Origin of the sequence: Pseudomonas sp. CCI4.2, from assembly GCF_034350045.1 — a bacterium.
Lineage (GTDB): Bacteria > Pseudomonadota > Gammaproteobacteria > Pseudomonadales > Pseudomonadaceae > Aquipseudomonas.
On sequence record NZ_CP133781.1, the window covers coordinates 3,133,531 to 3,148,186 of the forward strand.

The 14,656-nt window shown below is 55.7% G+C and carries 13 protein-coding genes and 2 pseudogenes; 6 read left to right on the top strand and 9 right to left on the bottom strand.

From position 1 onward, the window contains the following. Window positions 1-32: 32 nt before the first annotated feature. The 3 genes from efeO to RHM65_RS14195 form a co-directional block, all read right to left on the bottom strand. Complete coding sequence (efeO, locus tag RHM65_RS14185) at window positions 33-1,241, bottom strand: iron uptake system protein EfeO (RefSeq protein WP_322183652.1); 1,209 nt, start codon at window positions 1,239-1,241, stop codon at window positions 33-35. An 8-nt stretch (window positions 1,242-1,249) separates the two neighbouring features. Continuing rightward, window positions 1,250-2,119 carry an iron uptake transporter permease EfeU gene (efeU, locus tag RHM65_RS14190; RefSeq protein WP_322183654.1) on the bottom strand — a complete coding sequence of 290 codons (870 nt, stop codon included), beginning with the start codon at window positions 2,117-2,119 and terminating at the stop codon, window positions 1,250-1,252. 361 nt (window positions 2,120-2,480) lie between these two features. Next, window positions 2,481-3,017, bottom strand: a complete 537-nt coding sequence (locus RHM65_RS14195) for a cytochrome b (RefSeq protein WP_322185344.1) — start codon at window positions 3,015-3,017, stop codon at window positions 2,481-2,483. A 496-nt stretch (window positions 3,018-3,513) separates the two neighbouring features. On the opposite strand from RHM65_RS14195, the gene RHM65_RS14200 reads away from it, so the two are divergent. Then, window positions 3,514-4,653, top strand: coding sequence for a hypothetical protein (locus RHM65_RS14200; RefSeq protein ID WP_322183657.1), 1,140 nt, complete (start codon window positions 3,514-3,516; stop codon window positions 4,651-4,653). A gap of 104 nt (window positions 4,654-4,757) precedes the next feature. Here RHM65_RS14200 and RHM65_RS14205 read toward each other — a convergent pair whose 3' ends face one another. The 3 genes and pseudogenes from RHM65_RS14205 to RHM65_RS14215 form a co-directional block, all read right to left on the bottom strand. Continuing rightward, window positions 4,758-5,264, bottom strand: a complete 507-nt coding sequence (locus RHM65_RS14205) for a DUF4142 domain-containing protein (protein ID WP_322183659.1) — start codon at window positions 5,262-5,264, stop codon at window positions 4,758-4,760. 81 nt (window positions 5,265-5,345) lie between these two features. Continuing rightward, window positions 5,346-5,447, bottom strand: a pseudogene (locus RHM65_RS14210) (general stress protein); the annotation flags it as partial. Window positions 5,448-5,642: 195 nt separating this feature from the next. Next, window positions 5,643-6,080, bottom strand: coding sequence for a hypothetical protein (locus RHM65_RS14215; protein WP_322183661.1), 438 nt, complete (start codon window positions 6,078-6,080; stop codon window positions 5,643-5,645). A 142-nt stretch (window positions 6,081-6,222) separates the two neighbouring features. Between RHM65_RS14215 and RHM65_RS14220 the strand changes: the two genes are divergently transcribed. Together RHM65_RS14220 and RHM65_RS14225 are read left to right on the top strand one after the other, a co-directional pair. After that, a complete protein-coding gene (locus RHM65_RS14220; protein ID WP_322183663.1) occupies window positions 6,223-7,140 on the top strand; it encodes a DUF72 domain-containing protein in 918 nt (305 codons plus the stop codon). Between the two features lie 74 nt (window positions 7,141-7,214). After that, complete coding sequence (locus RHM65_RS14225; protein ID WP_322185346.1) at window positions 7,215-7,922, top strand: endonuclease/exonuclease/phosphatase family protein; 708 nt, start codon at window positions 7,215-7,217, stop codon at window positions 7,920-7,922. A 253-nt stretch (window positions 7,923-8,175) separates the two neighbouring features. Here RHM65_RS14225 and RHM65_RS25370 read toward each other — a convergent pair whose 3' ends face one another. The 3 genes and pseudogenes from RHM65_RS25370 to RHM65_RS14235 form a co-directional block, all read right to left on the bottom strand. Next, entirely contained in the window at window positions 8,176-8,607 is a 432-nt protein-coding gene (locus RHM65_RS25370; protein ID WP_416195140.1) for a methyl-accepting chemotaxis protein, read from the bottom strand. A 123-nt stretch (window positions 8,608-8,730) separates the two neighbouring features. Then, window positions 8,731-9,492 (bottom strand): annotated as a pseudogene (locus RHM65_RS25375) (PAS domain-containing protein); the annotation flags it as partial. Between the two features lie 228 nt (window positions 9,493-9,720). Further along, window positions 9,721-10,623 (bottom strand): MurR/RpiR family transcriptional regulator, encoded by a 903-nt coding sequence (locus RHM65_RS14235; RefSeq protein WP_322165332.1) that lies wholly within the window; start codon window positions 10,621-10,623, stop codon window positions 9,721-9,723. 287 nt (window positions 10,624-10,910) lie between these two features. On the opposite strand from RHM65_RS14235, the gene RHM65_RS14240 reads away from it, so the two are divergent. The 3 genes from RHM65_RS14240 to iolB all read left to right on the top strand — a co-directional run bounded on the left by RHM65_RS14240 (window position 10,911) and on the right by iolB (window position 14,653). Further along, window positions 10,911-12,848 carry a bifunctional 5-dehydro-2-deoxygluconokinase/5-dehydro-2-deoxyphosphogluconate aldolase gene (locus tag RHM65_RS14240; RefSeq protein ID WP_322165331.1) on the top strand — a complete coding sequence of 646 codons (1,938 nt, stop codon included), beginning with the start codon at window positions 10,911-10,913 and terminating at the stop codon, window positions 12,846-12,848. A gap of 75 nt (window positions 12,849-12,923) precedes the next feature. Continuing rightward, a complete protein-coding gene (gene iolE, locus RHM65_RS14245) occupies window positions 12,924-13,841 on the top strand; it encodes a myo-inosose-2 dehydratase (protein WP_322165330.1) in 918 nt (305 codons plus the stop codon). Between the two features lie 2 nt (window positions 13,842-13,843). After that, entirely contained in the window at window positions 13,844-14,653 is an 810-nt protein-coding gene (gene iolB, locus RHM65_RS14250; RefSeq protein ID WP_322165329.1) for a 5-deoxy-glucuronate isomerase, read from the top strand. Window positions 14,654-14,656 lie beyond the last annotated feature (3 nt).

Consider the following 14,656-nt stretch of genomic DNA (forward strand, 5'->3'; position numbering starts at 1 on the left):
TCGCTTTAATTCAAAAATCGAGAGGCCGCTGTTCAGAGATTCGATAGGCCTAAAGCCGGGTCGATTCCATCGAGTGCATCGGCCAATGCCTTGGCCTTGTCTGAAATCTGCTGGCGCTGTTCAGCCGTTACCTGGTCGTACGGACGGTAAACACCGTCGGTGCTCAACCCCTTGAGCTGTTCGTTCAGCGCGGCGGTGGCGCTGTCGATGCGCTTGAGCAGGTCGGCGTTAGACATGACCAACAGCGGCCGCATCAGCTCGATAACCTTGCGGGTACCGTCCAGGTTGGCGGCAAAGCCATTCAGGTCGCTGTGGCTGTAACGTTCTTCTTCGCCTTTGCTGCGAATGTCCGCGAGGCTGTGCAGGGCGTGAATGACGCCGCCCACCAGTTGCTCAGGCTGCATCGATTGCGCCAGCAATTGTTGCTTGAGGCGGATGACGTCGGCTTGCAGCTTCTGCACCACCGGGCTCAGGCCTTCAACAGTATGTTGGTCGAACAGGCTGTACTCGATGCGGTGGAAGCCACTAAAACCGGGGTCTTGCTCGCGTTGTTCGTAATAGTCGGCGCGGGCATTGATCGCATTGTCGATTTCGGAAAAACGCTGGGCGGCAGGGGCGATGCGCTGATAGGCCGCACGGGCTGGCAGGTAGGCCGCTTGCGCCTGGCTCAGGTCGCCGGCATCGACAGCGGCTTGCAACGCAGTTATCGCCTTGAGCAGCGCCGAGCTTTGCAGGCTCATGTACACCCGGTATTCCGACAACGGGCCGAGGAATGCACCCAGAGTGGGTTTGGCCTTGGCGAACGCATCGGAAGCGGCGGTCGGGGTTACCTTCATGGTGCCGTGGGGATTGCTCAGCAAACCGCAGGTAATCGTGTAGTCGCCTGGCTTGAGGTTGGCGTTGATCACCGCACTCAAACCGGGGGCAATGTTCTCGCGCTCTTCGAGCACCATAACGCCGTCGAGGATTTCCCACTCAACTGCCCGTTCCGAGCGGTTGACGATTCGAAATGCAGTACGTCCTGCAGGCACAGTCAACGCGTCGGGTTCACAGTTGTGGGCGTGAATGGTGACCGTCACCTCTGCGCTGTTATTGGCCTCACGCTTGTGCATCGCGGCCTGAGACGCAAAGTAAAACAGCCCGCCAGCCGCAATCATCACGACCACAGAGCCAGCAACCGCCAAGCGCAAGACACGAGGAGGCTTGGCTTTCTCAGGAAGCCCGGAGGGAAGATTCGACATGGGTGCCCTTATTTATTCGTAACAGAAGAGGAGTGGTGGTGATGATGATCCGGCTTGGTGGGCAGGCTCACCACTCTGGGGTGCGGCAGGAAAAACAGCACCAGCGCGCCGATCAGGTAGATCAGATACACGCTAAGCGTGCTGACCGTTGGCGCGTCCTGATAACCGAACATCCCGGCCAGCACTGAGCCTAACGGCCCATCCATTGGCAACGTAGCGCTGATGTCAAAGACCACAGACTGCAAGTGATTCCACCGCCCTGCCTCATGCATGGCTTGGACCGAGGTGGACAGAATCCCCGCAGCGACCACCAGAATGAACAGCCCGGTCCAGCGGAAAAACAGGCTCAGGTTCAAACGCATGCTGCCGCTGTAGATGGCGAAACCCACGCCAATCGCGAGGATCAATCCCAGCAGGGCGCCTATGGGAGCGCCAGGCCCTTCGCTCTGTTGGAACACTGCCAACAGGAAAAATACGGTTTCCAATCCTTCGCGGGCCACGGCAAAAAACACCATGGCGATCAGCGCATAGACCTGGTTTTTCGAATTGGACAGTGCCGCGTCAAGGGACGCATGCAGCGCGTGTTTGATTGAACGTGCCACCTTGCGCATCCAGAACACCATGGAGCTGAGGATGGCGACCGCAATCAGGCCGACAATGCCCTCGAACAGTTCCTGCTGACGCTGCGGGAATTCTGCACTCATCATTTCCAGACCGCCGCCGACCAACAGTGCCAGCGCCAAGGCGAGAAAAACGCCAATCCAGACGGCGGGCATCCACTCGCCACGCCCGGTCTGCTTCAGGTAGCTGGCAATGATGCCAACGATAAGCGCGGCTTCAATCCCCTCGCGCAGCATGATTAGAAAAGGAACAAGCATTTTTCACCACGTAATTCAGTAGGATGTTTTTCAATGCACAGCGAAGAAACATGCGCATGGCAATGCGTAACATAATGATACTCATTATTGACTGGGGCTACCTGTTTTTTTCAAGGCGGTGAAAACTGTGCGCCGCGCCAGGTCAAATTCAGGTTTCACAGCAATAAGGGGTACCCACAGACGGACACCCCACAGGGTCGGTCTCAGGTTCTGAGTCGGCCAAACAGCGGTGTCGGCGCCGCCCAGATCATGGGAGTAATCAGGGTGACGCTGATCGATGGATTGGGCCTTGAAACCCGCGGCTAAACACTGACCGGGATCAAGAATGGTGTGTCTAGGTAAGAAATATTCGTATTCGCTGTTACACCATTCGTTTAACGGTGTCGTCCCGGCGCACGAAGTGGTGCCAAATTGCGGCGACGACGTGCAGGCCGATCACGTAATAGAAAATCGTCCCTAGCAACACATGCAGGTTTTCGAGTAACTCTGCGGTGGGTTTCGATACATCGAACGGTGAGGGGATCGCCAGGGAGGTTAGCGGGACCGGTACCTTGCCGTTGCCCAGCAATACGGCAAACAGACCCAGCAGCGGCTGAGCGAAAAGAAACGCATACAGCGCGTAATGCGACAAGGTTGCTAAGGTCTGCAGCGCGCCCTCAAGCGGCGGGGTGATTCCAGGAGGCGCATGGCGGTGACGCTCGGCGATGCGAAAAAACGCCAAAAGAAAGACCAGAATGCCGACCCAGAAATGGGTCTGGATCACAAACATCCGTGGGTCCGATCCCTTGGCAAACTGACTTCGACTGAGAATCAGGGTGTAAGCCAGCACGATCAGCACCGCCATTACCCAGTGCAGCCAACGGGCTTTTGCGCTGTAACGTGGATTCAGCGAACTTATACTCACGGTGATTTTTCCTTGGACAATTATTTAAGCAGAGCATTTTTGATGCACGCGCACTGCGCATACCATCAAGAACACCTTAGAAGGAGACTTACAACGAACGCAACGCGTCAGTACCTTTGTGTATAACCAGTAGGTGGTAATTCCACTCAATTGAACGATATTCCAAAAAAATTCCCACTGCATTGAGTTATTTCATTTTGCTCTAACCACGCGCGAATCCTCGTCATTCGAGCTGTTTTATAGCGATTAATGTTTAAAAAGTGTTCAAGCCGCTTTGACATCAGCACTTTCTGGATCCAACCTCATAACGTGGCGTTGGTTAGGGAGCGAAACGAAATAGATTGAAAAAATAAAAGGCTGTTTTCCGGTTGGACCCACTCGAAATAATCTTCGCGCATTGGGTGAATGCGACGACCTGATCGCCATTGCCAGATCTATGACGGACGTTTCCAAGGATGTTTACTTTGTTCCGCAGGGGTCAGAGGAAACCATGGACAGAAAGAAGATTTTAATTTTTGGTGCTGGAAACCTGTGTTTTCAACTGCTTCAGATGTTAGCGCTTCGCAACAATTTTCACCTGTTTGTCGCCAGTCGTAAATTGGAAAAAACCACCCGTCTTTGCAATTTGGTGCAGTTGTCGACCTTGCAGTTAGAGGTGATGAGCTCAATCACCGCTGTTGAGGCGAACCTCAACGATATCTACAAGGTGGCCGACGTTCTGGCGCGGATAAGGCCCGACGTTATCGTGAACTGCGCCTCATTGCATTCACGGCAGACCATTGACGAGCTGCCAAAATCCTATAGCGATGAGCTGGGGCTGGCGCAGCTAGGGCCTTGGCTGCCGATGCACCTTGCGCCGGCTTACGACTTGATGCGTGCGGTCAGGTTGGCAGGCTCTAGGGCAATAACCGTCAACGCCGCGTTCCCCGATGCTGTCAATGCGGTATTGGACAAAGCGGGTCTGGCCTCGGTTATCGGCGTAGGAACCGTGGCTAATCTGGTTCCAGCAGTTCGCATGGCCATTGCGAAGCTCGCTTCGACTACCGTCGATCAGGTCCAAGTTAAACTCGTCGGCAAACACTATTTCAGTCATTACCTTTCGCAGACCACGTTGCCAAGGCAAAGCGTCTGCAAGCTCTCTTACCGAATCAGCGGGATGGAGTGCACCGGAAGGTTCTCTGATTCGGACGTGTTCCGTTGTGCCCGTGAAGATTTCCGCCACACCGGTGGGGTATTCGGACAGTCGTTGACGGCCGCGTCGGCCGTGACGGTTATTAACAGTATTCTTGCCTTTGACGAAGTCGAAGCTCATGCCCCTGGCCCCAATGGCCTCCCAGGGAGTTATCCGGTTCGGATCGGCATGGGCAAAGTGTTGCTTTCACTGCCCCATGGCGTCTCGCGCAACGACGCCATTGGCATTAATCAGAACTGCCAGATTCAGGATGGTATTCACTCGATTAACCCAGATGCCAGCGTCCACTTCGAACGTGCGCCGATGTCGATCATGGAGACTCTGCTCGGCTTTTCCATGCTTCATATGAAGTTGCATGACGTTCATCAATGGTCGGATGAGCTAGGCCGGAAATACACTGCTTTTGCCGACCATGCCAGGCGAACAGTCCGCAGTTGAAAAAGACACCAACAGCGCCAAACGACGCTTGAAATGCAAAGGCCCCTCATCGGTGTGAGGGGCCTTTTAGCAACATGATTCGAACGTGACTACAGGTTGCACTTCTATTTGTCGTATTTCGCCTGTAACTGCTTCGCCATCATCAAATGGTCTTGCAGCTTTGGCAGCGTCTCTTTAGCAAAAGCGGTAAGTTCCGGGGTTTGCGAGGTCTTGATTTCATCCTGGAACAACTTGATCGTCTGCTGGTGAGCCTTCACCTGGTTGGCGGCATAGGCTTTGTCGAACGACCCGTCGCGGTATTGAAGAATCATCTTCTTGGCCTTGTCCATCATCTCGGCATCGCTGGCTGTTTTGAGGTTCAACCCGGTCGCGATAGCACCAAGTTTCTGATTGGCGTCGGTGTGGTCGGTAATCATCATCTGAGCGAAGCTTTTAATGTCGTCGGATTGGGATTTATCCATTGCCAACTGGCTGGTCTGGATTTCCGCCATGCCCTTGGCTGACGCGTTTTCAACGAAGGACGCCGGAGAGGCCGCATAGGCAGAAACAGTCGCCATACTCAGCAGCAGAGCGAGGCCGGTGACGCGAAGGGAGTGAGTATGGAGTTTCATGGGTGTAATACCTCAAGCAGATAGAAAGACAGCCGTGTTAAAAGGCGGGAGGGTGAACCCCGCCTCTTATAGGTAGCGGGTTTATTTACGCCCACCCGAACTGTGCGCACCGCCTTTCTTGCCGGCCTCGGATGCCTTTTCACGGTCGTTGGCAAAGTTGCCGCCTGAGCCGGTGCCTTTTTTGCTGGTATCGGACTGCTTAGTATCGCCAGCTGGTTTTTTGCTATTTGGCATGATCAATCAACCTCGAACGTAGGGAGTCGGTAACGAGGATTAGCCCTCGTAAACGTGTGAAGTCGTTCAATCAGAATGGTTTAAACAATTAGCTGAACAGCCGATGGATGGTATACAGCCCGTTTGCTGAATCGATTTCAGTTGCTACTTCCACGTGCCGCCGCCGTGTTCGCAATCAATCCGCGCTTGCGTTGGGTCTTGAAGTTCGTAGTAGTAAGTCACCGCTTGGGCACCCTCAGGGATATGGGCTGAGGTCTTACCGGGTTCCTTGTTAGTTGATCGCTCATTGGCCAATGATTCCTGAGTCAAGGTTGCACTGCAGGTGGCTTTGGCTTGCGTGGGGCAACTGTCGACTTTGTGTTTTTCGCTGGTTAACGCGTCTTTGCTTTGATTGCTGCATGACCAATCAATCGAACCAGCGGGCATGCCGGTGTACTCGTAGCAGGTCTGGGCATTGACCACCGCCAGACCTTGGCTGGCGGGGCGTATCGACACCTGACAAGCCTCGGCCCAAACGCCACTGCTTATCAGGCAGCCCATCATCCCCGCGATTGTTTTTAGAGTGACCTTGGTGGTTCGCATAGCGGCAGCTCCCTTGACCTATGAAGCTAGGAAATACCCGCCAAAGGAAAGTTCAGAACAGTGAACCGGCCGGCGATATCCATTGAACCTGCACGTACCGCAAGCTTCATATGAGGTGATATCTGACAGGGAGCATCGACAGATGAGCGAGATTCGCATCGGCATTTCAGGATGGCGCTACGTGCCTTGGAGGGGAGATTTTTATCCTGAAAAGCTGACTCAGAAAAATGAGCTCAAGTTTGCTTCCCGCGCCGTGAACAGTATCGAAATCAACGGCTCGTTCTATTCGCTGCAATCGCCTGACCTTTACTCCCGTTGGGGGGCCGACACCCCGGATAACTTTGTATTCAGCATCAAAGGCCCACGGTTTATTACCCACGTTCGACGCCTGAATGAAGTGGAAACTCCGGTCGCTAACTTCTTCGCCTCCGGCATCTTTCAACTCAAACAGAAACTGGGTCCGATTCTTTGGCAATTTCCGCCTTCGTTTAAGTTCGACGCAGAACAATTCGAACACTTTTTGTCGTTGTTGCCGCACACCCTGAAGCAAGCCAAAGCCTGCGCGAAACAGTGTGATGAACGTATGAAGAAACCCGGTTACCTGGACATGCCCAGCACAGGGCGGGTTCGCCACGCCGTGGAAATACGCAATGCAAGTTTCGCCACCGATGAGTTTGTCGCGTTGCTACGCAAGTACAAAGTGGCGTTAGTGGTGGCGGATGCGGCCGGCAAATGGCCCTACGTCGAAGACCTGACCAGCGACTTCATCTACCTGCGTCTGCACGGCGAAAAAGCCCTGTACGAAAGCGGTTACACAAGCGCCGCGATCAAGCATTGGGGAGATCGGATCGACGCCTGGCGTCAGGGCGCGCAACCCAAAGACGCGCATTTGATCACCGCCAAGAGCGCACCCAAACGCAAATCCCGGGATGTGTATTGCTATTTCGATAACGACATCAAGGTCCGTGCGCCGTATGACGCTCGAAAATTGCTTGAGCGTTTCGGCTTGGCGGACGACCTGGAAGTGGCGCCCGGCGATCTGCAAGGCGTCACTTTTTGAGTCGTTTCACTGGCGAGTTGGGGCCGGGCGACCCTGTGTCGTCTACGGTCGCGCTCAGGGTGCTGACCATCAATATGCACATGGGCTTTGGTGTCTTCAATCGGCGCTTTATCTTGCCGGAACTGCGCGACGCGGTGCGCTCTGTCTCTGCCGACGTGGTGTTTTTACAGGAAGTCCACGGCACTCAGCAGACCTACGCCAGCCGCGTGGCAAAGTGGCCGACCACCTCGCAGTACGAAGTTCTCGCCGAGAGCCTGTGGCCCGATTTTGCATATGGGCGTAACGCGGTTTACCCGAAGGGTGATCATGGTAATGCGCTGCTGTCGAAATACCCCATCGTTCAGCATGAAAATCTTGATGCCTCGGTCCACGGCACTGAGCAGCGTGGCTTGCTGCATTGCGTGTTGGCGGTGCCGGGTCATGGTCAGGTACATACCGTTTGTGTGCATTTGGGCCTGAGAGAAAAACATCGGCGTCAGCAATTGGACCTGCTCATGGCATTGCTGGGACGAATACCCGCCGGGGCTCCGGTGATCGTGGCTGGAGATTTCAATGAGTGGCGTCTTCGGGCAGACGAGTTGCTTTCAGGGTCTGGCCTGCATGAAGTGTTCGTCCAGGCGGGCGGCGTACCCGCGAAAAGCTTTCTAGCGCGCCGGCCGCTGCTGCGTCTGGATCGGATTTATGTGCGCAATGCCACGACCCATTTCCCCAGGGTGCTGACTGATGGAGCTTGGTCCCATCTCTCTGACCATGCGCCCTTGGCGGTGGAGGTGCGCCTGTGAAACTGCCTTACGCCCAGAGCCATTGGCGTGACGGTAATTCTTTTAATCTTTTTTTAAACATTAGGCTGCGCTGGGTTTCATGCGTATCTCCGGCTTTCGGCCGCATGGTTTCACGGCGCCTCTTTCCGAAATTTGATATTCGATTCCCATGCGATTAGCGGGCGCCTCTGAGGCAACTTGTTAGCGAAGGTCCTAGGGACCTATCGCAGCCGTCGACAGCTCCTACAGTCATGTGTTGTTTAAATTCAATCACTCAGCGCTGCTCTAGCCCCGCAAACATTTTCACCGCTGCCACGGCTTCACTGGCCCCGGCGCTGATCTGCACGATGACCGAACCCGCCTGGTCAGCCAGTTCAACGCCTCGGCTAGCGGTGGAGCGGGTGTTGTCCATGCTGCTGATGGCCAGCTGGGTTTCGGTCTGGATGACCTGGATCATCTCCGAAATTTCGGCGGTGGAGCGGCTGGTGCGTCCGGCCAGTTGCCGCACTTCGTCGGCGACCACCGCGAAACCGCGACCTTGGTCCCCGGCGCGTGCGGCTTCGATGGCGGCGTTGAGGGCCAGCAGGTTGGTCTGGTCCGCGATGCTACGAATGGTGTTAACGATGGCGGTGATTTGATCCGAACGCTCACCCAGCTGGGTCACGATCCGTGAAGAGTCTTCAATGTTCAGCGAGATTTGGCGCATTTCGCTCGCCGCTTGTTGAATCACCCGAGTGCCTTCCTCGGCGACTTTCTGAGTCTCGATCGAGATGTGATAAGCCTGAGCGGCGCTGTGTGCATCTTGTTCGTGTTTTACGACGCGGTCAGTGATGTCAGAGGCGAACTTGATCACTTTGCTCAGTTTGCCACTGGCGTCATACACCGGGTTATAGCTGGCTTCCAGCCACACGGTTTGTCCATTTTTAGTCATGCGTTTGAACTGTCCGTTGAAAAACTCACCCTTATTAAGCCGACGCCAGAATTCTTCATATTCGGTTGAATTAACGATCTCCGGCGGGCAGAACAAACGGTGGTGCTTGCCTTTCAACTCGCCGAGGCTGTAACCCATGCGCTTCAGGAAGTTTTCATTAGCGGTGAGGATTTGCCCATTGGGCTCAAACTCGATCACGACCATGGCGCGGTCGATGGCTTGAAGTCTGTTTTTTGCTTCGTTTTCGAGCTGAACTTTCTCAGTCACGTCCATGGCGTACTTGACGATTTTCACCACCTTGCCGGACGCATCCTTGACCGGGCTATAGCTGGCTTCGAGCCACACCGGCTCACCGTCACCCGCAACCCGGCGGAAGGTCGATGTCACGAAATCACCGGCCCGTAAGCGCGCCCACAATTGGGCGTATTCCGCGCTACGCACATACTCGGGTGTGCAGAAATGCCGATGCTCTTTACCGATCAAGTCTTCTTTGCGATAACGCATGGCACTCAAGAAGTTATTATTGGCGCTCAGCACAACACCGGTTATGTCGAACTCAATGATTGCCATGGAGCGGTCGATGGCTTCTAGCAAACTGGCCTGTTGCGCAATGACATGCTGCAGGTCCTGTACAACTTTTTTGTGCCCGTTAAATAGCATGCTGAACTCGGCTCAGGAAAACGATAGGGAGGTAACTTGTTCCTGTTTCATGGCCAACAAGGCTGAATACGGCCGAGTGCGCTGCCTTTCGCAAGAGTGCCATCATACGTGCGGCTATTCAGAAATCACCATCGTTAGTTGTACAAAAAATAACTTTGTACAACTAACTATGCGTTTGAATGGCCTTCTAGTGTTTTGAATAGGTCCAATAGCAGCATACCGGTGGTGTCAGTCGTCGAACCCGACTTGCTCATGGATTTGATCGACCTTTAATTCCAGTCGATACGCCACTGCGATGAACAACGCCTGACACAAACACAGGGTGGCGCTGAGCGAGCGGAAGGCGAACGAGCTGCCTTCGTTGACCAGCAGCACTGCGTTGGCGCGTTTGGCCAGTGGCGAGAGATTGCTGTCAGTAATAATCAGGGTTTTGGCCTGATTGTGCTGAGCGATGCGCAAGCAGTGCTGCGTCTCTTTGCCGTATGGGGTAAAGCTGATGGCGATCACCAGATCGTTGGCACGAACGCTGCGCATCTGCTCGCGGTAGCTGCCGCCGAGCCCAGAAATCAAATGGATGCGCTTATTGGTGTGCTGCAGGTTGTACACCAGGTAATCGGCCACCGCGAAAGAGCGCCGCACCCCGACCACGTAAATATTGTCGGCATTGATCACCAAGTCCACCGCCTTGTCGAACACCACGTCGTCCAGTTCGTCTCCCAGCCGTTCCAGGCCGGACAAGGTCGCGTTTACGCATTCCCGCGCCAAATCGCCGCCACTGGCTTTTTGCGACTTGTTGGCGATCATGCTGCGAATGCGCTGCTGGTAGTTCTGTGCGGGGGTGGTTTTGTGGGTGTAGGCCTCGCGGAACAACGCCTGCATTTCGCTAAAACCACTGAAGCCAAAGCGCTGGGAGAATCGCACGATGGCCGAGGGATGAACCTCGCACTCCCGGGCAATGTCGCTGATCCGGTCGACCATGATCCGGTCGCTTTGCTGGGTCATATAGGTCGCGATACGTTTGAGCTGACGCGGAAGGCTCTCGTATTCAGTGGTGATCAGCTTGAGCAGGCTCTCGGCGTTAAGAGGAGGCGTATCGGCACTGCTCGCTGGCTGCTGATCGATGCTGGTCATACGATGGTTCCCTCTCGGACTTGTTCTTATAAGGCACGGCCTGACGGGCAAGGCGCCTATTGCCCCTGACAATGGGCAGCCCAGTTTACAGGGCTGGGCATTTATATCCTCGCCTGTTTAGGACGAAGTGCCATTACATCACATGTGAATGGAAAAAATATTCCACATGAAAAATTTATAGAATAAATATTGATTGACGCCCCAAGACGTTCTAGTCTGCATTTACCAACAGTGGTGTGCGCATCCTCGGCGCGCATCGCAGGCTGATAAAAATAATAGGAGCCAGCATGGTTCAGACACGTTTTTCCACTGGGCGTCCATTGGATCTGATCTGCCTCGGACGTCTCGGCGTGGATCTGTATGCGCAGCAGGTCGGTGCGCGCCTCGAAGACGTCAGCAGCTTCGCCAAATACCTTGGTGGCTCTTCCGCGAATATCGCCTTTGGCACCGCTCGGCTGGGCCTCAAGTCGGCGATGCTCAGCCGGGTCGGTGATGACCACATGGGGCGCTTTCTGGTCGAGACCCTCGATCGGGAAGGCTGCGACGTCAGCGGGATAAAAATTGACCCGGAACGCCTCACCGCCCTGGTATTGCTGGGGCTCAAGGACCGCGAAACCTTCCCGTTGGTGTTCTACCGTGAAAATTGCGCCGACATGGCGTTGCGCGGTGAAGACATCAACGAAGACTACATCGCTTCCAGCAAAGCCCTGTTGATCACCGGCACGCATTTCTCGACCGAGCCGGTGTTCAAGGCCAGCAGCCAAGCGCTGGACTACGCCGAAAAACACAACGTCAAACGCATCCTCGATATCGACTACCGGCCCGTGTTATGGGGGCTGGCGAGCAAGGCCGATGGCGCTACCCGCTTTGTCGCCGATCAAAAAGTCAGCCAACACGTGCAGCGTATCTTGCCGCGCTTCGACCTGATTGTAGGCACCGAAGAAGAGTTTCTGATCGCGGGCGGCGGCACAGACCTGCTCGCTGCACTGCGTACGGTGCGCGAGCTGACCGCCGCCACCCTGGTGGTCAAACTGGGTCCGCAAGGGTGCACGGTGATTCACGGCGCCATTCCTGATCATTTGGAAGACGGCGACATTTATCCCGGTGTTCGGGTTGAAGTATTGAACGTACTGGGCGCGGGCGATGCCTTTATGTCAGGCTTCCTCAGTGGCTGGCTGAACGAGGCCAGCGACGAACGCTGTTGCCAATTGGCCAACGCGTGCGGTGGGTTGGTGGTGTCGCGCCACGCCTGTGCGCCGGCCATGCCGACCCCGGCGGAATTGAATTATCTATTCGACAGCCCGGTGCCGATTACGCGGCCGGACCAAGACAGCGTGCTGCAACGACTGCATCAGGTCAGCGTGCCGCGCAAACAATGGAAGCAGCTGTTTATATTCGCCTTCGACCACCGGGGCCAACTGGTGGAGCTGGCGCAGAAAGCGGGTCGCGATTTGGAGAGCATTGGTCAGCTCAAGCAGTTATTTATTCAGGCGGTGGAGCGGGTCGAAGTGGATTTGCAACAGCGCGGGATTGAAGCCAGCGTCGGGCTGCTGGCCGATCAGCGCTTTGGTCAGGATGCGCTGAACAGCGCCACCGGTCGCGGCTGGTGGATCGCCCGCCCAGTAGAAGTGCAAGGCTCGCGACCGTTGGCGTTTGAACACGGCCGTTCCATCGGCAGCAATTTGCTGGCTTGGCCCAAGGAGCAGATCATCAAATGCCTGGTGCAATTTCACCCCGACGACGAGCCGTTGCTGCGCCTGGAACAGGAAGCCCAACTCATGGGCCTGTACCGCGCCGCGCAAACCAGCGGCCATGAATTGCTGCTGGAAGTCATCCCGCCAAAGGATCACCCCTCGACTCATCCCGATGTGCTCTATCGCGCCCTCAAGCGTTTATACAACCTTGGGATCTTCCCGGATTGGTGGAAAATCGAGTCTCAGACCGCCGAGGTGTGGCAGCAGTTGGATGAATTGATCAGCGAGCGCGACCCGTATTGCCGAGGCGTGGTGTTGCTGGGCCTCAACGCTCCTGCTGAAGCCCTGGCCGAAGGGTTCAAGCAAGCCAGCCGTAGCAGCAGTTGCCGAGGGTTTGCCGTTGGCCGGACGATTTTTCAGGAGCCAAGCCGCGCCTGGATGGCCAATGAAATTGATGACGCGACGCTGATCAGCCAGGTGCAACGGACGTTCACGTTCTTGATCGAATCCTGGCGCGAGGCGCGAGCCTGACGGTATAGCGATGGACTGAACTCAGCCGGTCAAAACAAAAATAGCGGTCAGTTGATAACACATACAGGTGCATCCATGCCCACTTCGAACACCCCTTCAGCGATCCGGATCGGCATCAATCCGATTTCCTGGAGCAACGACGACCTGCCAGCCCTCGGCGGTGAAACCCCCCTCAGTACCGCCTTGAGCGAAGGCGCGGAAATTGGCTACGAAGGTTTTGAACTCAACGGCAAGTTTCCCAAAGACGCAAAAGGCGTCGGCGATGTGTTGCGTCCTTACGGCTTGGCGCTGGTCTCGGGCTGGTATTCCAGCCGTCTGGCCCGGCGCTCGGTGGCTGAGGAAATCGCGGCCATTACGCCCCATGTGCAATTGCTCGCGGAAAACGGCGCCACGGTGTTGGTGTACGGCGAAGTGGCTGATTCGATTCAAGGGCAGCGTATTCCACTGGTGGAGCGGCCACGGTTTTACAGTGATCAGGCGTGGCAGGAATACGCCGACAAACTCACCGAATTGGCGCGCTTCACCTTGTCTCGTGGCGTGCGTTTGGCCTACCACCATCACATGGGCGCCTACGTTGAATCGCCTCAGGACATCGATACGTTAATGGCCCTAACCGGCAGCGAAGTCGGCCTGTTATTCGATTCGGGCCATTGCTACATGGGCGGCGGCGAGCCGTTGCAGGTACTGAAAAAACACATCGAGCGGATCTGCCACGTGCATTTCAAAGACGTGCGCAAGCCGGTGGTGCAACTGGCGCGCAATAACCTCTGGAGTTTCCCGGACTGCATCATCAACGGCACGTTTACCGTGCCCGGCGACGGTGATATTGATTTCGCCGCCTTGCTCGACGTTTTGTTGGCCGCCCACTACAGCGGCTGGCTGGTGGTGGAAGCCGAACAAGACCCTGCGGTCGCGCCGAGTTATGCCTACGCCAAAAAAGGCTACGAGACCCTGCGCGATTTGCTCGCCGATGCCCAACACAGGAGCGCTTGACCATGAACCTGTTAGTTAAAAGTAACGCTGAAGGTCGTGACGTTGTCGCCCTGGCAGATGGGGCATTGGAATACGTCGGTTTCGCTGCCTACCGCTTGAGCGTCGGTGAGCGTTTGCCGATCAGTTCCGGTGAAAAAGAACTGTGCCTGGTGCTGCTCAGCGGCCGGGTTGATGTGACGGGTGAGGCGCCGGGGCAGGCTGGCTTTAAATGGCAAAACATCGGCGACCGGCACTCGGTGTTCGAAGACAAATCACCCTTTGCCGTGTACTTGCCACCCCACAGTCAGGCGCAGGTCACCGCCCTGAGCGCAGTGCAAATTGCCGTGTGCGCCGCCCCCGGTGATGTTGCCAAGCAATTGCCGGCACGCTTGATCCGCCCTGAAAGCATGAAACGCAGCAGCCGGGGCAAGGCCGCCAATACCCGTTATGTGTGCGACATCCTCCCTGACACTGAGCCTGCCCATTCGCTGTTGGTGGTGGAAGTGCGCACGCCCTCCGGGCATTCGTCCAGCTACCCGCCCCACAAGCATGACCAGGATGACCTGCCCCACGAGAGCTTTCTTGAAGAAACCTATTACCATCAGGTCAACCCGCCGCAAGGCTACGTGTTTCAGCGGGTGTACACCGACGACCGCAGCATTGATCAAGCCATGGCTGTGGAAAACAACGACTTGGTCACGGTGCCCAAGGGTTATCACCCGGTCAGTGTGCCCTATGGCTACGAGTCGTATTATTTGAACGTGATGGCCGGTCCGAAACGTGCCTGGCAATTTCACAACGATCCTCAGCACAGCTGGCTATTGGATCTTTAACCC